A 22,136-nucleotide genomic window follows, 5' to 3' on the forward strand; every position below is an offset into this window, starting at 1 on the left:
GGGCAACCTCGATTCAGGACGACTCCGTGACTTCCAGCATCTTCTGGCACGACTACGAAACCACCGGCATCAACCCGCGCTGCGACAGGCCGTTGCAGGTGGCGGGTGTGCGCACCGATCTCGAACTCAACGAAATCGAACCGCCCATCAGTCTCTATTGCCGCCCCTCCGACGACATCCTGCCGCACCCGGCGGCGTGCCTTGTGACCGGCATTACCCCGCAGCAGCTGGCCACCCAAGGCTTGTGCGAGGCTGAGTTCATGACTCGGGTCCATGAGCAGCTGGCGCGTCCAGGCACTTGCGGTGCGGGTTACAACACCCTGCGCTTCGATGATGAAGTGACCCGTTACAGCCTCTACCGCAACTTCTTCGATCCGTATGCGCGCGAATGGCAGGGCGGCAACAGCCGCTGGGACTTGATCGATGTGGTGCGCACCGCCTATGCCCTGCGTCCTGAAGGTATCAATTGGCCGCAACAGGATGGACGCACCAGCCTGCGCCTTGAATTGCTGAGCCAGGCAAACGGCATCGACCATGGGCATGCGCACGAAGCACTTTCCGACGTGCGGGCGACGATTGCCCTGGCGCGCCTGATTCGGCAAAAACAGCCCAGGTTGTACGAATGGCTGTTCCAGCTGCGCAGCAAACACAAAGTGTTGGAGCAGATTCGTTTATTGCAACCGCTGGTGCATATATCCGGTCGCTTCTCGGCGGCACGTAATTATCTGGGCGTGGTCTTGCCGTTGGCCTGGCACCCGCGCAATCGCAATGCACTGATTGTGTGCGATCTGCATCAGGAAACCCTACCGTTATTGAGGGAAAGTGCCGAAGTACTTCGTGAGCGCTTGTATACGCGCCATGAGGAGTTGTCTGAAGGACAATTACCGGTCCCGCTCAAGTTGGTACAGATCAATCGCTGTCCCGTGTTGGCGCCGCTTTCGGTATTGCGCCCTGCGGATCAGCAACGACTCGGTATCGATCTGGCACTTTTGCAATCACGTGGCGAAGCGCTGGCCAATCAGCAAGCGCAGTGGCAAGACAAGCTGGAGCTTATCTACGGCACGGATGAGTTTGCGCCTAATGAGGACCCTGAACAGCAGTTGTATGACGGTTTCCTGGGGGATCGCGATCGTCGCATGTGCGAGCAAGTTCGCACGCTGGACCCCGCAGCATTGGGCAACGGCCATTGGATGTTCGATGACCCACGCATGCCTGAATTGTTGTTCCGTTATCGGGCGCGCAACTTTCCAGAGACCTTGAACAGCGATGAGCGCCAGCGCTGGTATGCCTTCTGTCAGCAGCGCCTGAGCAACCCCCTGTGGGGCGCGCCGAATACCCTGGGCGACTTCGAGCAGGCTCGGCAGAGCGCCTGGGCCAACGCTGACGAAGCCGGGCGCCGGGTGCTGGAGGCTTGGCAAGTGCATGCCCGGCAGTTGTCAGAGCAATTTGCTATCAGCCAATGAGTGGACAAACAAAAACGCCGGCATCGAGCCGGCGTTTTTGTTTATACAAGCAGCCTCTGCGCGGACAATCAGTCCAGCAGGGTTGCCCAGCTTTCAACCACATCGCCACCCCATTTGGCTTTCCATTCTTTCAGGGTCTTGTGGTTGCCGCCTTTGGTTTCGATTACTTCACCATTGTGCGGGTTCTTGTATTGCTTGACCTTGCGAGCACGCTTGGTGCCAGTGGTCTTGACTGCGCCGCGCGGGGCTTTGCTCAGTTTCGACTCTGGGTCGAGCAGGGCGATGACGTCACGCAGCGACTTGGAGTATTCGCCCATCAGCGTGCGCAGTTTGCCTTCGAACTCCAGTTCTTTTTTCAGCTTGTCATCCTGCGACAGGTTGGCCAGGCGGGCCTGAAGTTCCTTGATGGCTTCTTCGGTGGCGCGGTACTCGTTGATCAGGGACATGGAGTGTTCCTTAGTGCGTGTTCAGAAATGTGTGGGGCAATAATAGACAGGCGATACACTCAAGTAAACATATTAATAGGGCAGCGAACTGTTAATTAGCCTGTGACAAAATATCTCAAGATTAAGAAAAATTTACATAGGCCCCCTTCAATTGGGCATGAATGTCCTTTGCCCAGTTACGCCATGTCGCAGCGGTAAGGCATGACCTGAGGCTGCAGCCGGCGGGTGCAATGCTTACTGCGTTTTTTGGGCCGGGCCGCTAGAATGGGCGCCTTTGCGAAGTTCTGGAGTCTTATTCATGCGCACCTATCGTCTGGTGATCGCCTGCCCCGACCGTGTTGGCATCGTGGCGAAAGTCAGTAATTTCCTGGCCTTGTACAATGGCTGGATCAACGAAGCCAGCCATCACTCCGATGAGCAGAGTGGTTGGTTCTTCATGCGCCATGAAATCCGTGCCGAATCGTTGCCTTTCGGTATCGAGGCCTTCCGCGAAGCCTTTGCACCGATTGCCGAAGAGTTCTCCATGACCTGGCGTGTCACCGACTCGGCGCAGAAGAAGCGCGTCGTGCTGATGGCCAGCCGCGAATCGCACTGCCTGGCAGACCTGCTGCACCGTTGGCACACCGACGAGCTGGATTGCGAGATCCCCTGCGTGGTTTCCAACCACAACGACCTGCGCAGCATGGTCGAGTGGCACGGCATTCCGTTCTTCCACGTGCCGGTCGACCCGAAAGACAAGGCGCCGGCGTTTGCCGAGGTGTCGCGTCTGGTCCAGGAGCATGCGGCCGACGTGGTGGTGCTGGCGCGTTACATGCAAATCCTGCCGCCGCAGCTCTGCCAGGATTACGCCGAGAAGGTCATCAACATCCACCACAGCTTCCTGCCTTCGTTCGTCGGTGCCAAGCCGTATCACCAGGCAGCCCTGCGCGGTGTGAAACTGATCGGTGCAACGTGCCACTACGTGACCGAAGAGCTGGACGCCGGCCCGATCATCGAGCAGGACGTGGTGCGCGTGAGCCACGCCGACAGCATCGAGGACATGGTTCGCTTCGGCCGTGATGTCGAGAAGATGGTGTTGGCCCGTGGCCTGCGTTATCACCTGGAAGACCGCGTGCTGGTGCACGGCAACAAGACGGTGGTGTTCGACTGATCGTGGGCACTGGGCTTGTGGGAGCGGGCTTGTCCCGCGAACCAGGGCGAAGCCCTGGCCATACACCTTTGTTGTCCGGGCCGGCCCTTTCGCGGGGCAAGCCCGCTCCCACAGGGGTTCTCAGCCGTACTTGAGGTGTATCCAATGGCAAGCTCCCGCAACAAGCCCACTGCCACACCCCCTCCCACCCTCGGCGAAGGCTGCCTGGCCCGCTACGACCCCGCAGCGCTAGACGAAGAAGACGGCACCGAGTTTCCCGGCGCCGCCGATCTCTGGCGTCAGCTCAACCCGCCTGACCCCGCCAGCGTTCCAGCAGCGGACGCGCCAGCAGGCAGACGAACACCGGCCCACCTGCCAGCAGATAAAAGTAGTAAGTAACCGCGCGCCAGATCAGGATCGCCGCCGCCGCGGTCGAGCTGCCCACCATCGGTGCCAGCAAACTCGCCGACGTCAGTTCGGCGGCCCCGGCGCCGCCCGGCATCAGGCTGAACTGCCCGGCACTGAGCGACAGCATCTGCACCAGAAAACTCGGCACCCACGACAGTTCCACGCCCAAGCCCCGCAACACCAGAAACAGCACGCTGTAGCGCAGGCTCCAGTGAGCGCAGGTCAGGGTGAACACCAGCGCCAGGGTGCGCTTGGGCAGCCGCCAGGTCTGGGCCAGCGCCGCGATGAAGTGCAACACCTTGCGCGCCCAGCGCCGTCTGCGGCGTGGGTTCATGCCGGCGCGATGCAGCAGTCGGCCGTTGAAGCGCATGATCGCGCGCCGGTAGTGCAGCAACGCCAGTATCGCGGCCAGTGCTGTGCACAGCAGCAAGGCGCTGCCCAGCAGCAGGCTTTCCTGGCTGCGGCCCAGGCTGTGGAACAGGGCGTAGCCGGCGATCGCCAGCATTGCGCAGAAGAAGAACAGCAAGTCGTTCAACTGGTCCATGGCGAACACCGCGCCACTGCGGGCCGGGCCGATGCGGTCGCGGGCGAGCAAGGCCATCAGCGTCAACGGCCCGCCGCTACCACCGGGCGTGGTGCAGATGGCGAACTCCGTGGCCATTACCACGCCAAGGCTACGCACGTGCCCAAGCTTTGCGCCGTGCTGGCCGAGCAGCAGGCGCAGGCGCATGGCATTGATGATCCAGCACAACAGAATCATGCCCAGCAGGGTCAACATCAGGCCGGGGTCGAAGGCCTTGAGCCTGGGTAGCAGCTCGTCGCCACCGAGCAATGCTGGCACCAGGACTGCGCACAACAGCGCAAGGCCCAGCCAGGCGAAGCGATTCATGCGAGCACCTGGCGTTCCAGCCAGGCCGATTTGGTCAGGGGTTCACGGCCCTGAAGCAGTAAATGGTCGAGCGTGGCCAGCCAGTAGTTGCGTGACGAGCGGTGGCGCATGTCCACTGGGTGCAGCCCGAGGCGCAAGGTCTGGGCCTCGCGCCAGCGCCGTCGCTGCCAGTCGCATACCATCCGTGAAACACCCCGACGCCAGGCGCTGCCGGCACTCCAGACCAGGCCGGGGGCGCTGAATGCGCGGAAATCGGGCAACCGGTACAAGTGCTGCGGGGTGCTGGTGTAGCGCAGCGGCAATTGGCACAAGGCCTGGCGCGTGCCCTGGCTCATCAGCCAGGCCGGCGCGACAAAGCCGGCTACCGGCCAGCCTTGCCGGTCGAACAGTGCCAGGCCATCCTCCAGGCGCTGCAGCGCTTGGGCCTGGTCGAGCGCATAGAACTCGCCTTCGTGGGTGTAGAGACGGCGCATGCAGTACTCACCGAGGCTGCGTGGCGAGGGTCCGTCATCGGCATGGAAGAAACCGTGCAGCGCCAGTTCGTCGCCCTGCGCCAGGCGCCGTTCGAGCAGGTGGCAGAACGTTGGGGAGCGGGCCAGGGGGTTGCGGTGGTGGAAGTCGGGGACTACCAGCCAGGTCATCGGCACGCCGCCCCTTTCATCGATCGCCTCCACGAACGGCTGGTAGTCCGGCCAGGTTTCCGGCGCCATATCGTGCAGCACCAGCATGAGGCTGCGCGACGTGCCATCGCTCTCAGCCATGGGCGCGTACCTGTGGCTGATGGCCGAGCACCGCCTGGTAATGCTGGAGCAGGCCATTTACCACGTTGTCCCACGAGTAATGTTGCTCCACGTGAAGGCGAGCCTGGGCACCGAGCTTGCGGACGCCGGCCTCGAACACTTCGCGTACCGTCGTGGCCATGGCCTGGCCATCGTTGGCGCGGCACAGGCGGCCGCATTGTTCGTTGATGATCTCGCTGAAGGCTCCGGCCCGTACCGCCACCACGGGCGTGGCGCTGGCCATTGCTTCGAGGACGACCAGGCCGAAGGTTTCCTGGTCGCCGGCGTGTAGCAGCAGGTCGGCACTGGCCACCAGCCGGGCGACTTCGTCGAGTGGGCAGAAGTGGTCGATCACGCTGACATTGTCCGGCACGTTGGCTGGCATGTTCGAACCCACCAGCAGCAGGTGATAGGGGCGACCCAGGTGCTGCATGCATTCGAGCAGCACCGGCAGGTTCTTCTCCCGCGAGCCTCGGCCGGCGAACACCAGTAGCCGGCTGGTGTCGGGTATACCCAGCTGAGCCCGCAGTTGCGGGTCGCGGTGTACCGGATTGAAGGTGGCAAGGTCAACGCCGAGGCGTTGTACATGCACATCGCGCACACCCAGGCGGCGCAACTTGTCGGCCATTACCTGGCTAGGCGCCAGTACCCGGTCGAAATTGCCGTACAGCTTGCTGACATAGGCTTCGACATTGGGCGTGAACCAGTTGCCCATGCGGTTGCTGACCAGCAGCGGCAAGTCGGAGTGGTAGAAACCGATCACCGGTACGTCGAGCTGGCGTCGTGCTTCCAGTGCTGCCCAGGCGGTGAGGTAGGGGTCGCCGACTTCGATCAGGTCCGGCTTGAGCCCGCGCAGCACCGTGCACCAAGGGCCCAGCCGCACGGGGAATCGGTAGCCGTTGCCGAAGGGCAGAGGGGGGGCAGGTACTTCGTATACGCCATTGGTATGACGGGCGCTGGGGCCGGGGATCAAAAGGCTGTGGCGAACGCCCTGGAGGGCGTCGAGGCGATGATGTTTGGCATCAAGATAAGTCCGTACGCCGCCGCTGGCCGGGGCATAGAACATGGTGATGTCAGCGATGTGCACGATCAGCATCCCTCCGGGATCGTCTTCGGGTCTGTCATTCGGCGGTAACGGGCCGGTGATGACGCGCCTAAAGGTTGACCTTACTGAAGGATAGTTTGTTCGATCGGGTTGGGCGGGGGATGTGGTCTCGAGTCCATCGCCGGCAAGCCGGCTCCCAGCTACTGCACAAGGCTTGAAGCCTGTGCAGATCCCTGTGGGAGCCGGCTTGCCGGCGATAAGGGCGACGCGGTGCTTCAGGTCAGATACGGAAGCTGCCGACCAGGTGCTTCAGGCGAGTGGCTTGCTGCTCCAGGTCCGAGCACGCCCGCAGGGTGGCCTGCAGGTTCTCCACGCCTTCCTGGTTGAGCATGTTGATTTCGTTGATGTCCATGTTGATCGAGTCGACCACTGCGGTCTGCTCTTCGGTGGCGGTGGCCACCGACTGGTTCATGCCGTCGATCTCGCCAATGCGCACGGTGACGCTGTCCAGGCGTTCACCGGCCTGGTTGGCGATCTGCACGCTGTCCTGGCTGTGGCGCTGGCTTTGGCCCATGGTCTCGACCGACTCGCGGGCGCCGACCTGCAGTTCCTCGATCATGCTCTGCACCTGCTGCGCAGATTCCTGGGTGCGGTGCGCCAGGTTGCGTACTTCATCGGCGACCACGGCGAAGCCGCGTCCGGCTTCACCGGCCCGGGCCGCTTCGATCGCGGCGTTCAGTGCCAGCAGGTTGGTTTGCTGGGAGATGCTGGTGATCACCTCGAGAATCTGCCCGATGTTCACGGTCTTGCTGTTCAGGGTCTCGATGTGCGCGCTGGAGGTCACGATCAGGTCGGACAGGCGATTCATCGCCGCGATGTTGCGGTCCACCACCTGTTGCCCTTCTTCGGCCAGCAGGCGAGCAGAGCTTGCGTGCTGCGAGGCCTGGGCGGCGTTGCCGGCGATTTCCTGGGCGGCAGCACCCAGCTCATTGATGGCGGCGGCGACACTGTTGGTGCGGTTGGACTGCTCGTCCGAGTTGGCCATCGACGAGTTGGAGGCGCTGATGACGCGCAGGGCCACCTCGTTGACCTGCTCGGTGGCCGAGGACACCTCGCGGATCGAACCGTGGATACGCTCCACGAAGCGGTTGAAGGCAGTGCCGAGGATGCCGAATTCGTCGTGGTTGTGAATGCGCAGGCGTTTGGTCAAATCGCCTTCGCCTTCGGCGATGTCTTCCATGGCGCGGGTCATGGTCAGCAGCGGTTGCATCAGCACGCTGATCAGCAGACCGAGCAGGCCGATGATGATGACCACAGCCACCACGGTGGCGATCACCGCCGAGGTGCGGAAGGTGCTGAGCATGGCGAAGGCTTTGTCTTTGTCCACCGACAAACCGATGTACCAGTTGGCCGATGGCAGGCCCTTGATCGGGGTGAAGGTCAACAGGCGAGTCTGGCCGTTGGCCTGGACTTCGGTCAGGTCACCGGTCAGTTTCGGCGTGTGCTGCGGGAACAGGTCAGACAGCGACTTCATGACCATCTTCTGGTCCGGGTGAACCAGGACCTTGCCTTGGTCGTTGACCAGGAAGGCGTAGCCCATGCCGCCGAAGTTCAGCGAGTTGATGATGCGCACCAGGCCGTCGAGGGCCAGGTCACCGCCCACCACGCCCACCTGGGTGGACACCTTGCCGAGGATGCCGATGACCATCTTGTTGGTGGTCATGTCCATATAGGGCTCGGTGAGGATCACGCCCTGGGCGTTCATGCCGTCCTTGTACCAAGGGCGGGTGCGCGGGTCGTAGCCTTCGGGCATCTTCGAGTCAGGGCGTACACTGAAACCGCCGTCGACCTTGCCCAGGTAGACGGTCAAAAAGCTTGAGATCAGGGCGTTCTGGCCCATCAGCGTCTCAGCCTGTTCGGGCTCTTGGGCAATGTTCTGGGCCAGGTTTTCAACCAGCTTGATGCGGCCTTCGAACAGGTTGTGAATGTTGGTCGAAGTGGACTCGCCCATTTCAGCCAGATAATTCTCCAGATTCTCGCGGATCGCATTACGCTGGAGGTAATCGTTGTAGAGGGTGAACAGGCTGAAGGCGAGGATCACGATCAGTGATGCCGCTAAAAGAATCTTGTGGCTGAAACGCAGGCTTTTGTTCATGGCGTAATCGGTTCCGCTAAGGTTTTTATCGGGCGTTCGCACGAATACAGCAGTAAAACAGTGCAACATCCCGGGTAGTCCTTTGGGTTGTTCCTGTCTTGAATGGCGAATATCACCCCGCGTTATCGGCCAATAGGCGGTAAAGCTTGAGAAGAGGATCAAAAAGATGTCGGATTCTTTGACCATGGTTATAGGGGCTGGCACGGATGGCCAACCGGTCAAGCAAGCCATGCGACTGGCCAACCGTCACGGGTTGGTGGCGGGTGCTACCGGTACCGGCAAGACCGTGACCTTGCAGCACCTGGCGGAAGTGTTCAGCGACGCCGGCGTGGCGGTCTTCGCGGCCGATGTCAAAGGCGACCTCTGCGGCCTCGGCGCACCGGGCGCGCCCCAGGGCAAGGTGGCCGAGCGGATCGCCGCAATGCCCTGGCTGGGCCATCAGCCGCGTGCTTACCCGGTCACCTTGTGGGATGTCGCCGGGCAATCCGGTCATCCGTTGCGTACCACCCTCAGTGAAATGGGGCCGTTGTTGCTCGGCAACTTGCTGGCGTTGACTGACAGTCAGCAGGCGGCGTTGTACGCGGCGTTCAAGGTGGCTGACCGGGAAGGGCTGTTGTTGCTCGACCTCAAGGACCTCAAGGCGCTGCTTGCACACTTGAAGGAAAACCCGCAGTTGCTGGGCGAAGACAGCGCCCTGATGACCAGCGCCTCGACCCAGGCGCTCCTGCGTCGCCTGGCAACCCTGGAGCAGCAGGGCGCCGAGGCGCTGTTCGGCGAGCCGGCGCTGCAATTGGAAGACCTGCTAAGACTCGACGGCGATGGGCGAGGGCGTATCCATCTGCTCGATGCCAGCCGGCTGGTGCATGACGCGCCCAAGGTCTATGCAACCTTCCTGCTGTGGTTGCTGGCCGAGCTGTTCGAGCAGCTGCCTGAGCGCGGAGATGCCGATAAGCCTGTGCTGGCGCTGTTCTTCGACGAGGCGCACTTGCTGTTCAACGACACGCCCAAGGCCTTGCAGGACCGGCTGGAGCAGGTGGTGCGGCTGATCCGTTCCAAGGGCGTTGGGGTGTATTTCGTGACCCAGTCTCCGGGCGATCTGCCGGACACTGTGCTGGCCCAGCTGGGCTTGCGCATCCAGCATGGCTTGCGGGCATTCACGGCCAAGGAGCAGAAGTCGCTGCGGGCGGTGGCGGACGGTTTTCGTCCCAATCCGGCGTTCGACAGCCTGGCGGTGCTGACTGAGCTGGGTATCGGCGAAGCGTTGGTCGGTACGCTGGAAGAGAAGGGCACGCCTGCGGTGGTGCAACGCGTGCTGATCGCCCCGCCGCAATCGCGCATCGGGCCATTGAGCGGGGCCGAGCGGGCCGCGTTGATTGCCGGGTCGCCCTTGTTGGGGCGCTATGACAAGCCGGTTGACCGTGAGTCGGCCTATGAAATGCTGACCCAGCGCAGGGGCGAGCCGGTGGAGCCGGCGCCGGTGCAGAAGGCCGATGAAGAGAGCCTGGCCGACAAGGCCGGAGAGTTCCTGCAGAGTGCGGCGGGGCAGGCCATCAAGTCGGCGGTGCGTCAGGCTGCCAACCAGCTGGGGCGGCAGTTGGTGCGCGGGTTGATGGGGTCGTTGTTGGGGGGCAAGAAGCGGTAGTTGCCTGTACCGGCCTCATCGCCGGCAAGCCGGCTCCCACAGGTACGGCGCTGACCTCAAGTGCGGCGCCTTACCTGTGGGAGCCGGCTTGCCGGCGATAGGGCCAGTACAGACCCATGAAAAAGGCGCCTCGAAGGCGCCTTTTTCATTTCAGCAGTATCGCTCAGCTAATCGCCTTGGACGCCAGCCAGAACAGGCCAGCCGCCAGGCCGATGGTGGCTGGCAACGTCAGCACCCAGGCCAGCAGGATGGTTTTCACCGTGCCGCCTTGCAGGCCGCTCTTGTTGGCGACCATGGTGCCGGCAACGCCGGACGACAGTACGTGGGTGGTCGACACCGGCAGGGCGAACACGTTGGCCATGCCAATGGCGCACGCTGCGGTAATCTGCGCCGACATGCCCTGGGCATAGGTCATGCCCTGCTTGCCTATCTTCTCGCCAACGGTCAGTACCACACGCTTCCAGCCCACCATGGTGCCCAGGCCCAGGGCCAGGGCAACCGCCACGATGACCCAGAACGGAGCGTACTCGGTGGTAGCGGTGATGTCCTTGCGCAGCTTGTCCAGGTCAGCCTTTTCACGGGCGTTGAGGCTTGGCAGCTTGCCGACCTTCTTCGCGGTGTCATCCAGGCACAGCAGGTAGCGGCGAACTTCCACGCGCTTCTCAGCGCTCAGGGCGCGGTAGTCGGTCACGCCTTGCAGCGAGGACTGCAGTGCGGCGATGGTCGGCTCGGTCTGCTGCGGGTTGCAGCTGAACTGCTCCGGCAAGTCGCTGGCCTGGGCCTTGCCCAGCGCCAGGAATTCGCCCAGGGTGGCGGCGTTGCGCTGGTAGAACTGGCTCAGGTGCGTGGTGGCGTCGCGGGTGCGCTCGATCTGGTAGGTGGTGCTGTTCAGGTCGAGTACGAACTTGGCCGGAACGATACCGATCAGCACCAGCATGATCAGGCCGATGCCTTTCTGGCCATCGTTGGAGCCGTGAACGAAGCTCACACCCATGGCCGAAATGACCAGTACCAGGCGGTTCCAGAACGGTGGGTGCTTCTTGTCGTCGAGCTTGCGGCGCTGCTCCGGTGTCTTGTGCATCTTCGACAGCGGGCGCCACCATTTCAGGCCGAGCAGCAGCAGGGCGGCGACAGCGAAACCCGCCATGGGCGAAACCACCAGCGACATGGCGATGTCGATCGCTTTCTGCCAGTTGACGCCGTCACCCAGCGGAATGTCGTTGATCAGGGCATTGGCCAGGCCCACACCGAGGATCGAACCGATCAGGGTGTGCGAACTGGAAGCCGGAATGCCGAAGTACCAGGTTCCGAGGTTCCAGGCAATGGCTGCGGCGAGCAATGAGAAGACCATGGCCAGGCCGTGACCGGTGTTCACGTTGATCAGCAGTTCGACCGGCAGCAGGTGAACGATGGCATAGGCCACCCCGACACCGCCGAGCAGAACGCCAAGGAAGTTGAACACCCCGGAGAAGAACACGGCCAAGTGTGGCGGCATGGCTTTGGTATAGATGACGGTGGCTACCGCGTTGGCGGTGTCATGAAAGCCATTGATGAACTCGAATGCGAGCACGAAGGTCAGGGCGAGTAGCAGGCTCACCAATACCCAGGCATCCAGTCCGCTGAATAAATCGATCATGAAGGTTGTCTGGCGGTCATATGGGGGGCGGGATTATGCCAGAAAACCTTGGCAATCGATGCACCCACTGCAGACCAGTGGCAGCGTTGTGAGCGGCCTCTCACGGCCTGAGAAGACCGGCTTAAGCGTGATAAGTTCCGCTAAAAATCGCAAAATGTAGGAAATTTCGCTAAATTCCCGAAAATGACCATGACCTTCAATGGTTCAAACGGTCGTATGAAATTTGTGTAATTCCATTTCATCCGACGCCAATCGGTAAAGATAGGCCGCGTCGAGGGCGCTTGGCCCACGACGCAATGAGGCTGGCAGCGGTTCAAGGTTCTTCGCTGCGCAGTTCCTTTTCCATCTTCTCCAATTCCTGGCTGAACGCCTGATCCTGAACGGTGGCGCGCTTGCGCCAGGGTTTGCGTTCCGGGTCGGGTTGAGCTGCGTAGGTGGTGACTTCACCACCGTAAACTTCCTTGTAACGTTCAGCCTGGCGCTCGAGTTCCGCGCGCAGTTCATCTTTCGTCACAGTAATACCTGAATGCTTGAAAGTGCCGATGTTGTATGCAGGTGCTAGTTGCTCCATGCACTGAGTGTGCTGGATGGCCGATGGCGGTGCTTGCAGTGCCGGTGTATCGATCCGCGCCAGCAGAATCGATTATAGCAATCGATAAATCGACAAACAGGGTTATTTACCGACGGTGACATCGACTGTTGCAAGTTATCGGCTGTGCAAACTTTGAGCGAACAGAGGCCCGCAAAGTTCACTACTGTTTGGGGCGTGCAGGGGAGGCAATGAAAAACGGCCTCGCACTGGGCGAGGCCGCTGCCTGGGACTTCTACGGTGGGTACCTGACCAGTCTCTCCAAAGAAGCCACAAAGTGGCTGGAGAAAGGTATAAGTAAATTTGTCAGCGGTCAATTGCGATTATCGGCCGTTCGTTCGATAATCGCACAAGCTAGCGATTTTTTTGAGGTGAGCGATGAGCGACCAAACCCCGTCCAATGAATCGGCCAACCCGGAGGCGCCCCGCCCGAGTTCGCCGGCATTGGCCCCGCCGATCGTGGCCTCACCGGCCAAGCGTATCCAGGCGTTTACCGGTGATCCGGACTTCATGACCTCCCTGGCGCGGGGGCTGGCCGTGATCCAGGCATTCCAGGAGCGCAAACGCCACCTGACGATCGCCCAGATCAGTCACCGTACCGAGATTCCCAGGGCTGCGGTGCGCCGTTGCCTGCATACGCTGATCAAGCTCGGCTACGCCACCACCGATGGCCGCACCTATTCGCTGCTGCCCAAGGTGCTGACCCTTGGCCATGCCTACTTGTCATCGACGCCGCTGGCCGTGTCGGCCCAGCCGTACCTGGATCGCATCAGCGACCAACTGCACGAGGCCGCCAACATGGCGACCCTTGAAGGCGACGACATCCTTTATATAGCCCGTTCGGCCACGGTGGAGCGGCTGATCTCGGTCGACCTGTCGGTGGGGGGGCGGTTGCCGGCCTATTGCACGTCGATGGGGCGCATTCTGTTGGCGGCGATGGACGACACCAGCCTGCGCGAGTACCTCGACCGCGCCGATCTGAAGGCGCGCACCAGCCGCACCCTGCATGACGCCGAGTCGCTGTTCGCCTGCATTCAGCAGGTGCGGGCGCAGGGGTGGTGCGTGGTCGACCAGGAGCTGGAGCAGGGCTTGAGGTCCATCGCAGTGCCGATCTATGACGCCTCGGGCCAGGTGCTGGCGGCGCTGAATGTCAGCACCCATGTCGGGCGGGTGAGCCGCAGTGAGCTTGAGCAGCGGTTCCTGCCGATTCTGCTGGCAGCGAGCCGCGATCTTTGCCATCAGTTGTTTGGCTGACAGGCTGTTTGCGCCCCCTATACCCCGTTTCCTGTTCGATAAACGCACAGTGTCGTGCTGGGTCAATTGCACCCCCCTCATTCGCTGATTAATGTCTCTCGCAACGGTCGGCCTAGCCGACCGAACAAGAACAACATAAGAGGCGCACATTAATGATCACTGTCCCTTCGCTGCCGCGGCCGCACCCGCTCGCAGTGCTGTTGTTTCCAGGCTGATATCGGCTCGCACTTACTCGTACTTGACCCTGCACGCCCGCAGCGGCCCGACCGTGCCTAACTTCTGGATAACAACAATGAACAAACCCCACGCTGTCGGGCAATGCCTCGACGTACAGTCCTTCATCAATGAACAACCGCTGTCGCGCTATCAATGGCGCGTGGTGATCCTGTGTTTTCTGATCGTCTTTCTCGACGGCCTCGACACCGCTGCAATGGGCTTCATCGCCCCGGCGTTGTCGCAGGAATGGGGCATCGACCGCGCGAGCCTCGGCCCGGTAATGAGCGCCGCGCTGATCGGCATGGTGTTCGGTGCCTTGGGCTCGGGTCCGCTGGCTGACCGTTTTGGCCGCAAGGGCGTGCTGGTGGTGGCCGTGCTGGTGTTCGGTGGCTTCAGCCTGGCCTCGGCCTATGCCAGCAACGTCGACCAGCTGCTGGTATTGCGCTTCCTGACCGGCCTGGGCTTGGGGGCCGGTATGCCCAATGCCACCACGCTGCTTTCCGAGTACACCCCTGAACGCCTCAAGTCGCTGCTGGTCACCAGCATGTTCTGCGGCTTCAACCTGGGGATGGCCGGTGGTGGCTTCATTTCAGCCAAGATGATTCCGGCTTACGGCTGGCACAGCTTGCTGGTCGTCGGCGGTGTGCTGCCGCTGCTGCTGGCGGTGGTGCTGCTGGTCTGGCTGCCGGAATCGGCGCGCTTTCTGGTGGTGCGCAACCGCGGCACTGACAAGATCCGCAAGACCCTGGGGCCGATCGCCCCGGCAGTGGTGGCCCAGGCGTCCGGCTTCAGCGTGCCGGAACAGAAGGTCGTGGCGGCGCGTAACGTCTTCGCGGTGATCTTCTCCGGCACTTACGGCCTGGGCACGCTGCTGCTGTGGTTGACCTACTTCATGGGCCTGGTGATCGTCTACCTGCTGACCAGCTGGCTGCCGACCCTGATGCGCGACAGTGGTGCGAGCATGGAGCAGGCCGCGTTCATCGGTGCGCTGTTCCAGTTCGGTGGCGTGCTCAGCGCGGTGGCGGTGGGCTGGGCCATGGACCGCTTCAACCCGCACAAAGTCATTGGTGTGTTCTACCTGCTGGCGGGCGTGTTCGCCTATGCGGTCGGGCAGAGCCTGGGCAACATCACCGTGCTTGCCACCCTGGTGCTGATCGCCGGCATGTGCGTGAACGGCGCGCAATCGGCCATGCCTTCGCTGGCGGCGCGTTTCTACCCCACGCAAGGGCGTGCCACAGGGGTGTCCTGGATGTTGGGCATCGGCCGCTTCGGCGCGATTCTGGGGGCGTGGAGTGGCGCGACATTGCTCGGTTTGGGCTGGAACTTCGAACAGGTGCTGACGGCTTTGCTGGTGCCTGCGGCATTGGCGACGGTGGGTGTGATCGTGAAGGGGATGGTGAGCCACGCCGACGCTACGTAGGCGATGAGGCCCGATCAGACATAGGTAGGAAGGCATTAATCGGTTCGATAATCGCACGAATAGTCGATTATCGGATTGTAAGCCCCCACCGCTCTCCTTAATCTGAACGCAACGTAGCACCCTGACCAGGAGTCTCCAAATGGCTGCAATTCTCCCGCTTCACGAAGCCGTGAAGCAGTTCATCCAGGACGGCGATACCGTCGCCCTCGAAGGCTTCACCCACCTGATCCCGACCGCCGCCGGGCACGAGATCATCCGTCAGGGCAAGCGCGACCTGACCCTGGTGCGCATGACCCCGGACCTGATCTACGACCAACTGATCGGTGCCGGCTGTGCCCGCAAGCTGATCTTCTCGTGGGGCGGCAACCCCGGTGTCGGTTCGCTGCACCGCCTGCGCGATGCGGTCGAAAAGCAATGGCCACACGCGATCGAGATTGAAGAACACAGCCACGCGGACCTCGCCAACGCCTACGTCGCCGGTGCCTCCGGCCTGCCGTTCGCGGTGCTGCGTGCCTACGCCGGCTCCGACCTGCCGAAGGTCAACCCGCTGATCAAGAGTGTCACTTGCCCGTTCACCGGCGAAGTGCTCGCTGCCGTGCCGTCGGTACGCCCGGACGTCACCGTGATCCACGCACAGAAGGCCGACCGCAAAGGCAACGTGCTGCTCTGGGGCATCCTCGGCGTGCAGAAGGAAGCGGCCCTGGCGGCCAAGCGCTGCATCGTCACCGTCGAGGAAATCGTCGATGACCTGCAGGCGCCGATGAACGCCTGCGTCCTGCCGACCTGGGCCCTCAGCGCCGTGTGCCTGGTGCCCGGTGGCGCCCACCCGTCCTATGCCCACGGCTACTACGAGCGTGACAATCGCTTCTACCAGGATTGGGACCCGATCGCGCGCAACCGCGAATCGTTCTCCGCCTGGATCGACACCTACATCCGTGGCACCGCCGACTTCAACGCATTCAAGGCCAAGCTGGCCAGCACCGCGGAGGCTGCACAATGAGCTACTCCACCTCTGAAATGATGACCGTTGCCGCTGCCCGCCGCCTGCGCAACGGCGCTGTCTGCTTCGTCGGCATCGGCCTGCCGTCCAAGGCCGCCAACCTGGCGCGCCTGACTTCGTCGCCTGATGTGGTGCTGATCTACGAGTCCGGCCCGATCGGTGCCAAGCCGAGCGTGCTGCCGCTGTCGATCGGTGATGGCGAGCTGGCCGAAACCGCCGACACCGTGGTGCCGACCGGCGAGATTTTCCGCTACTGGCTGCAAGGTGGCCGCATCGATGTCGGTTTCCTCGGCGCTGCCCAGGTCGACCGCTTCGGCAACATCAACACCACCGTGGTCGGTGACTACCACGCGCCGAGGACCCGCCTGCCGGGTGCTGGCGGCGCGCCGGAGATCGCCGGTTCCGCCAAGCAGGTGCTGATCATCCTCAAGCAGTCGCCGCGAGCCTTCGTCGACAAGCTCGACTTCATCACCTCGGTCGGCCACGGTGAAGGCGGCGATTCGCGCAAGCGCCTCGGCCTGCCAGGCGAAGGGCCGGTCGGCATCATCACCGACCTGTGCATCATGGAGCCGGAAGCCGGCACCCACGAATTCGTCGTGACCTCGATCCACCCGGGCGTGACCCGCGAGCAGATCGTCGCCGCCACCGGTTGGGCGATCCGCTTTGCCGATGACGTGCAGAGCACCAGCGCACCGACCGAAGTCGAGCTCGGCGCCCTGCGCGACCTCGAAGCCCGTACCGCCGTGGCCCATGGCCAGGTGGCAGGAGAAGCCTGATGCGCGACGTATTCATCTGTGACGCCATCCGTACCCCGATCGGCCGTTTCGGCGGCGCCCTGGCAGGGGTACGTGCCGACGACCTGGCGGCGGTCCCGCTGAAGGCGCTGATCGAGCGCAACCCGACCGTGCAGTGGGAGCAGCTCGACGAAGTGTTCTTCGGCTGCGCCAACCAGGCCGGCGAAGACAACCGCAACGTGGCGCGTATGGCGCTGCTGCTGGCGGGCCTGCCGGAAAGCATCCCGGGGGTCACCCTCAACCGTCTGTGCGCTTCGGGCATGGATGCCATCGGTACCGCCTTCCGCGCCATTGCCAGTGGCGAAATGGAACTGGCCATTGCCGGTGGCGTCGAGTCCATGTCGCGCGCACCGTTCGTCATGGGCAAGGCCGAGAGTGGCTATTCGCGCAACATGAAGCTCGAGGACACGACCATCGGCTGGCGCTTCATCAACCCGCTGATGAAAAGCCAGTACGGCGTGGACGCGATGCCCGAGACCGCCGACAACGTCGCCGACGATTACCAGGTTTCCCGCGCCGACCAGGACGCTTTCGCCCTGCGCAGCCAGCAGAAGGCCGCAGCGGCCCAGGCTGCCGGTTTCTTTGCCGAAGAGATCGTGCCTGTGCGCATTGCCCACAAGAAGGGCGAGACCGTGGTCGAGCGCGATGAGCATCTGCGCCCGGAGACCACCCTCGAAGCGCTGAACAAGCTCAAGCCGGTCAACGGCCCGGACAAGACCGTCACCGCCGGCAACGCGTCGGGCGTCAACGACGGTGCCGCGGCGCTGATCCTGGCCTCGGCGGAGGCTGTGAAGAAGCACGGCCTGACCCCGCGTGCCCGGGTCCTGGGCATGGCCAGCGCGGGTGTGGCACCACGGGTCATGGGTATCGGGCCGGTACCGGCGGTGCGCAAGCTGACCGAGCGCCTGGGTGTGGCGGTGAGTGATTTCGATGTGATCGAGCTCAACGAAGCGTTTGCCAGCCAAGGCTTGGCAGTGCTGCGCGAGCTGGGTGTGGCCGATGATGCGCCGCAGGTGAACCCCAATGGCGGCGCGATTGCCCTGGGTCATCCGCTGGGCATGAGCGGTGCGCGCCTGGTGCTGACGGCGCTGCACCAGCTGGAGAAGAGCGGCGGGCGCAAAGGCCTGGCGACCATGTGTGTCGGGGTTGGCCAAGGGTTGGCGCTGGCCATCGAGCGGGTGTGACCTGTACCGGCCCTATCGCCGGCAAGCCGGCTCCCACAGGGAGAACCACGCCTATCCCTGTGGGAGCCGGCTTGCCGGCGATAGGGCCGGTAGCTACGACACAAGGCCAATTGCCAGCCTGCCAGCGGAACGAGTGTGTTACTAGGTATGTCTAGACTTACCCAGGACCCTCCAGGAGTAAAACCGTCATGACCTCAGCCTATTACACCGGCGAAGAACGCAGTAAGCGCATCTTCGCCATCGTCGGTGCCTCTTCAGGCAACCTGGTGGAATGGTTCGACTTCTACGTCTACGCCTTCTGCGCGATCTACTTCGCCCCGGCCTTCTTCCCCTCCGACGACCCCACCGTGCAGTTGCTCAACACTGCCGGGGTATTCGCCGCAGGCTTCCTGATGCGCCCCATCGGTGGCTGGATCTTCGGCCGCCTGGCCGACCGCCACGGGCGCAAGAATTCCCTGATGATCTCGGTGCTGATGATGTGTGCAGGCTCCTTGATGATCGCCTGCCTGCCGACCTACGCGAGCATCGGCACCTGGGCGCCGGCGCTGCTATTGCTGGCGCGCTTGATCCAGGGCCTGTCGGTCGGGGGCGAATACGGCACCACCGCCACCTACATGAGTGAAGTGGCACTGCGCGGCCAGCGCGGTTTCTTCGCCTCGTTCCAGTACGTCACCCTGATCGGCGGCCAGTTGCTGGCGGTGCTGGTGGTGGTGATCCTGCAGCAGCTGCTCAGTGAAGACGAGCTGCGTGCCTGGGGCTGGCGCATTCCGTTCGTGGTCGGTGCCATCGCCGCACTGATCTCGCTGATGCTGCGCCGTTCGCTGCACGAGACCAGCAGCGCCGAAACCCGCAAGGACAAGGACGCCGGCTCGGTCAAGGGCCTGTTCCGCCATCACACCGCCGCCTTCATCACCGTGCTCGGCTACACCGCCGGCGGTTCGCTGATCTTCTATACCTTCACCACCTACATGCAGAAGTACCTGGTCAATACTGCCGGCATGACCGCGAAGAACGCCAGCTACGTGATGACCGGCGCGCTGTTTCTGTTCATGGTGCTGCAGCCGTTCTTCGGCATGCTGTCGGACCGCATCGGCCGGCGCAACTCGATGCTCCTGTTCGGCGCCTTGGGCACCCTGTTCACCGTGCCCTTGCTGATGGCGTTGAAGACCGTGAGCAGCCCGTTCATGGCCTTCGTGCTGGTGAGCCTGGCACTGTGCATCGTCAGTTTCTACACCTCGATCAGCGGCCTGGTGAAGGCCGAGATGTTCCCGCCGCAGGTGCGCGCGCTGGGCGTTGGGCTGGCCTATGCAGTGGCCAACGCGATGTTCGGCGGCTCGGCCGAGTATGTGGCCCTGGGCTTGAAAACCCTGGGCATGGAGAACACCTTCTACTGGTACGTGACGGCCATGATGGCGATCGCCTTCCTGTTCAGCCTGCGGCTGCCGAAACAAGCGGCGTACTTGCACCATGACGACTAAGGATGCTGCATGAGCAACCAACTGTTCGACGCCTACTTCACTGCCCCGGCCATGCGCGAGGTGTTCTCCGACCGCGGTCGCTTGCAGGGCATGCTCGACTTCGAAGCGGCGCTGGCCCGCGCCGAGGCTGGCGCCGGGCTGGTGCCACACACTGCGGTGGTGGCCATCGAGGCTGCCTGCCAGGCCGAGCGCTATGACGTGCGCGCACTGGCCGATGCCATCGCCACGGCGGGCAACTCGGCGATCCCGCTGGTCAAGGCGCTGGGCAAGGTGATCGCCAGTGGCGTGCCCGAAGCCGAGCGCTACGTGCACCTCGGCGCCACCAGCCAGGATGCCATGGACACTGGCCTGGTCCTGCAGTTGCGTGCGGCACTGGAGCTGATCGAAGCCGACCTCGCCAAGCTGAGCGATACCCTGGCGCAGCAGGCCCTGCTGCATGCCGACACGCCCCTGGTGGGCCGTACCTGGCTGCAGCACGCCACGCCGGTGACCCTGGGCATGAAGCTGGCGGGTGCGCTTGGCGCCCTCACGCGCCACCGCCAACGGCTGCAGGAACTGCGCCCGCGTTTGCTGGTGCTGCAGTTCGGCGGCGCTTCCGGCAGCCTGGCCGCCTTGGGCAGCAAAGCCATGCCAGTTGCCGAAACCTTGGCCGAACAGCTCAAGTTGAGCCTGCCCGAGCAGCCGTGGCACACCCAGCGTGACCGCCTGGTGGAGTTCGCCTCGGTGCTGGGCCTGATCGCCGGCAGCCTGGGCAAGTTCGGCCGCGACATCAGCCTGCTGATGCAGACCGAGGCGGGCGAGGTGTTCGAACCGTCGGCGCCGGGCAAGGGGGGATCGTCGACCATGCCGCACAAGCGCAACCCGGTAGGGGCGGCGGTACTGATCGGCGCCGCCACCCGCGTGCCGGGCCTGCTCTCGACGCTGTTCGCCGCCATGCCCCAGGAACACGAGCGCAGCCTGGGGTTGTGGCACGCCGAGTGGGAGACGCTGCCAGACATCTGCTGTCTGGTGTCCGGTGCCTTGCGCCAGGCCCAGGTGATCGCCGAGGGCATGGAAGTGGACGCTGAACGCATGCGCCGCAACCTCGACCTGACCCAGGGCCTGGTCCTGGCCGAGGCGGTGAGCATCGTCCTGGCTCAACGTCTGGGCCGTGACCGCGCCCACCATCTGCTGGAGCAATGCTGCCAGCGCGCCGTCGCCGAGCAGCGCCACCTGCGTGCCGTGCTGGGTGACGAGCCGCACGTCAGCGCCGAACTGTCGGCACAAGAACTCGACCGCCTGCTCGACCCTGCCCATTACCTCGGCCAGGCCCGCGTCTGGGTGGCGCAGGCGGTGGCCGAACATCAACGTTTCACTGCCTGAAGGAGACCGCTGTGGCGCAATTGCAACTGGCCGATGGCGTACTGAACTATCGAATCGACGGCCCGGATGATGCCCCGGTGCTGGTGCTGTCCAACTCGCTCGGTACTGACCTGGGGATGTGGGACAGCCAGATCCCGCTGTGGAGCGAGCACTTGCGTGTGCTGCGCTACGACACTCGTGGCCATGGCGCTTCGCTGGTGACCGATGGGCCCTACAGCATCGAGCAACTGGGCCGCGATGTGCTGGCCCTGCTCGACGCGCTGGATATCCGCCACGCGCACTTCGTCGGCCTGTCGATGGGTGGCCTGATCGGTCAGTGGCTGGGCATTCATGCCGGTGATCGCCTGCACAGCCTGACCCTGTGCAACACGGCGGCGAAGATCGCCAACGACGAGGTCTGGAATACCCGCATCGACACCGTGCTCAAGGGCGGCCAGCAGGCCATGGCCGATTTGCGCGACGCCTCCATCGCCCGCTGGTTCACCCCCGGTTTTGCCCAGGCCCAACCGGAGCAGGCGCAGCGCATCTGCCAAATGCTCGCGCAGACTTCCCCGCAGGGCTACGCCGCCAATTGTGCGGCGGTGCGCGATGCCGACTACCGTGAGCAGCTGAGCCGTATCCAGGTGCCCACACTGATCGTCGCCGGTACCGAAGACGTGGTGACCACGCCGGAGCATGGCCGCTTCATGCAAGCCAACATCGTCGGTGCCACCTATGCCGAGTTCCCGGCAGCGCACCTGTCCAACGTCGAAATCGGCGAGGCGTTCAGCCATCGCGTGCTCGACTTCCTGCTGGCCCGCTGAGGAGTCTGCCATGGACGAGAAACAACGTTACGACGCCGGCATGCAGGTACGCCGCGCGGTGCTCGGTGATGCCCATGTGGACCGCAGCCTGGAAAAGCTCAACGACTTCAATGGCGAGTTCCAGGAGATGATCACCCGCCATGCCTGGGGTGATATCTGGACCCGCCCCGGCTTGCCAAGGCACACCCGCAGCCTGATCACCATCGCGATGCTGATCGGCATGAACCGCAATGATGAGCTCAAGCTGCATTTGCGCGCGGCAGCCAACAACGGTGTGACCCGTGACGAGATCAAGGAAGTGCTGATGCAGAGCGCGATCTATTGCGGGATTCCGGCGGCCAATGCCACCTTCCACCTGGCGGAGTCGGTGTGGGATGAGTTGGGGGTGGAGTCGCGCCAGCAGCCCTGAGTTTCACGCAACCCTGTAGGAGCGGCCTTGTGTCG

20 protein-coding genes and 1 pseudogene are annotated in these 22,136 nt (G+C 63.2%); 13 read left to right on the forward strand and 8 right to left on the reverse strand.

Features of this window, described 5'->3' with window-relative positions; translation table 11 throughout:
• The first annotated feature begins 26 nt into the window (after nt 1–26).
• The gene (gene sbcB / locus ACIPZG_RS13710; RefSeq protein WP_400714459.1) at nt 27–1,463 is read left to right on the forward strand and encodes an exodeoxyribonuclease I; all 1,437 of its coding nucleotides are present in this window, start codon (nt 27–29) and stop codon (nt 1,461–1,463) included.
• A gap of 68 nt (nt 1,464–1,531) precedes the next feature.
• Here sbcB and mvaT read toward each other — a convergent pair whose 3' ends face one another.
• Nucleotides 1,532–1,909 (reverse strand): histone-like nucleoid-structuring protein MvaT, encoded by a 378-nt coding sequence (gene mvaT, locus ACIPZG_RS13715; RefSeq protein WP_008097674.1) that lies wholly within the window; start codon nt 1,907–1,909, stop codon nt 1,532–1,534.
• A 298-nt stretch (nt 1,910–2,207) separates the two neighbouring features.
• Between mvaT and purU the strand changes: the two genes are divergently transcribed.
• On the forward strand, nt 2,208–3,059 hold the full coding sequence (purU, locus tag ACIPZG_RS13720; RefSeq protein WP_400640666.1) for a formyltetrahydrofolate deformylase: 852 nt from the start codon (nt 2,208–2,210) through the stop codon (nt 3,057–3,059).
• A 283-nt stretch (nt 3,060–3,342) separates the two neighbouring features.
• Here the strand turns inward: purU and ACIPZG_RS13725 are convergent, their stop codons facing one another.
• From ACIPZG_RS13725 to ACIPZG_RS13745, 5 genes and pseudogenes are all read right to left on the reverse strand, one after another.
• Complete coding sequence (locus tag ACIPZG_RS13725) at nt 3,343–4,335, reverse strand: lysylphosphatidylglycerol synthase transmembrane domain-containing protein (protein ID WP_400714462.1); 993 nt, start codon at nt 4,333–4,335, stop codon at nt 3,343–3,345.
• Nucleotides 4,332–5,096: a DUF2334 domain-containing protein gene (locus ACIPZG_RS13730; RefSeq protein WP_400714465.1), complete on the reverse strand. Its 765-nt coding sequence runs from the start codon at nt 5,094–5,096 to the stop codon at nt 4,332–4,334. The genes ACIPZG_RS13725 and ACIPZG_RS13730 overlap by 4 nt, the downstream gene beginning before the upstream one ends.
• On the reverse strand, nt 5,089–6,210 hold the full coding sequence (locus ACIPZG_RS13735) for a glycosyltransferase family 4 protein (RefSeq protein WP_400714468.1): 1,122 nt from the start codon (nt 6,208–6,210) through the stop codon (nt 5,089–5,091). The genes ACIPZG_RS13730 and ACIPZG_RS13735 overlap by 8 nt, the downstream gene beginning before the upstream one ends.
• Nucleotides 6,211–6,439: 229 nt before the next feature.
• On the reverse strand, nt 6,440–7,204 hold the full coding sequence (locus ACIPZG_RS13740) for a methyl-accepting chemotaxis protein (protein ID WP_400640940.1): 765 nt from the start codon (nt 7,202–7,204) through the stop codon (nt 6,440–6,442).
• Nucleotides 7,205–7,297: 93 nt separating this feature from the next.
• Nucleotides 7,298–8,545: pseudogene (locus ACIPZG_RS13745) on the reverse strand (cache domain-containing protein); the annotation flags it as partial.
• Here ACIPZG_RS13745 and ACIPZG_RS13750 point away from each other — a divergent pair.
• The gene (locus ACIPZG_RS13750) at nt 8,481–9,956 is read left to right on the forward strand and encodes a helicase HerA-like domain-containing protein (protein ID WP_400714471.1); all 1,476 of its coding nucleotides are present in this window, start codon (nt 8,481–8,483) and stop codon (nt 9,954–9,956) included. The pseudogene ACIPZG_RS13745 and the gene ACIPZG_RS13750 overlap by 65 nt on opposite strands.
• Nucleotides 9,957–10,119: 163 nt before the next feature.
• Here the strand turns inward: ACIPZG_RS13750 and ACIPZG_RS13755 are convergent, their stop codons facing one another.
• Together ACIPZG_RS13755 and ACIPZG_RS13760 are read right to left on the reverse strand one after the other, a co-directional pair.
• Nucleotides 10,120–11,592, reverse strand: a complete 1,473-nt coding sequence (locus tag ACIPZG_RS13755; protein ID WP_400714474.1) for an inorganic phosphate transporter — start codon at nt 11,590–11,592, stop codon at nt 10,120–10,122.
• 313 nt (nt 11,593–11,905) lie between these two features.
• Nucleotides 11,906–12,106, reverse strand: coding sequence for a hypothetical protein (locus ACIPZG_RS13760; protein WP_400640676.1), 201 nt, complete (start codon nt 12,104–12,106; stop codon nt 11,906–11,908).
• 266 nt (nt 12,107–12,372) lie between these two features.
• Between ACIPZG_RS13760 and ACIPZG_RS13765 the strand changes: the two genes are divergently transcribed.
• The 10 genes from ACIPZG_RS13765 (at nt 12,373) to pcaC (ending at nt 22,101) form a co-directional block, all read left to right on the forward strand.
• Entirely contained in the window at nt 12,373–12,585 is a 213-nt protein-coding gene (locus tag ACIPZG_RS13765) for a hypothetical protein (protein ID WP_400640678.1), read from the forward strand.
• Nucleotides 12,560–13,435: a pca regulon transcriptional regulator PcaR gene (gene pcaR, locus ACIPZG_RS13770; protein WP_400714477.1), complete on the forward strand. Its 876-nt coding sequence runs from the start codon at nt 12,560–12,562 to the stop codon at nt 13,433–13,435. Before ACIPZG_RS13765 ends, pcaR begins: the two co-directional genes overlap by 26 nt.
• 292 nt (nt 13,436–13,727) lie before the next feature.
• Nucleotides 13,728–15,071, forward strand: a complete 1,344-nt coding sequence (locus tag ACIPZG_RS13775) for an MFS transporter (RefSeq protein ID WP_400714480.1) — start codon at nt 13,728–13,730, stop codon at nt 15,069–15,071.
• A 139-nt stretch (nt 15,072–15,210) separates the two neighbouring features.
• Entirely contained in the window at nt 15,211–16,071 is an 861-nt protein-coding gene (locus ACIPZG_RS13780) for a CoA transferase subunit A (RefSeq protein WP_400714483.1), read from the forward strand.
• Nucleotides 16,068–16,847: a CoA-transferase subunit beta gene (locus ACIPZG_RS13785; protein WP_400714486.1), complete on the forward strand. Its 780-nt coding sequence runs from the start codon at nt 16,068–16,070 to the stop codon at nt 16,845–16,847. The genes ACIPZG_RS13780 and ACIPZG_RS13785 overlap by 4 nt, the downstream gene beginning before the upstream one ends.
• A complete protein-coding gene (pcaF, locus tag ACIPZG_RS13790) occupies nt 16,844–18,049 on the forward strand; it encodes a 3-oxoadipyl-CoA thiolase (protein WP_400640942.1) in 1,206 nt (401 codons plus the stop codon). Before ACIPZG_RS13785 ends, pcaF begins: the two co-directional genes overlap by 4 nt.
• A gap of 188 nt (nt 18,050–18,237) precedes the next feature.
• Nucleotides 18,238–19,527, forward strand: a complete 1,290-nt coding sequence (locus tag ACIPZG_RS13795) for an MFS family transporter (RefSeq protein ID WP_008097276.1) — start codon at nt 18,238–18,240, stop codon at nt 19,525–19,527.
• A gap of 9 nt (nt 19,528–19,536) precedes the next feature.
• On the forward strand, nt 19,537–20,889 hold the full coding sequence (locus tag ACIPZG_RS13800; protein WP_400714489.1) for a 3-carboxy-cis,cis-muconate cycloisomerase: 1,353 nt from the start codon (nt 19,537–19,539) through the stop codon (nt 20,887–20,889).
• A gap of 11 nt (nt 20,890–20,900) precedes the next feature.
• Nucleotides 20,901–21,692 (forward strand): 3-oxoadipate enol-lactonase, encoded by a 792-nt coding sequence (pcaD, locus tag ACIPZG_RS13805; protein ID WP_400640688.1) that lies wholly within the window; start codon nt 20,901–20,903, stop codon nt 21,690–21,692.
• Between the two features lie 10 nt (nt 21,693–21,702).
• Nucleotides 21,703–22,101: a 4-carboxymuconolactone decarboxylase gene (gene pcaC, locus ACIPZG_RS13810; protein ID WP_241804785.1), complete on the forward strand. Its 399-nt coding sequence runs from the start codon at nt 21,703–21,705 to the stop codon at nt 22,099–22,101.
• Nucleotides 22,102–22,136 lie beyond the last annotated feature (35 nt).

The sequence above is a fragment of the Pseudomonas sp. NPDC089395 genome (assembly GCF_044749525.1).
In the GTDB taxonomy this organism is placed as follows: Bacteria; Pseudomonadota; Gammaproteobacteria; order Pseudomonadales; family Pseudomonadaceae; genus Aquipseudomonas.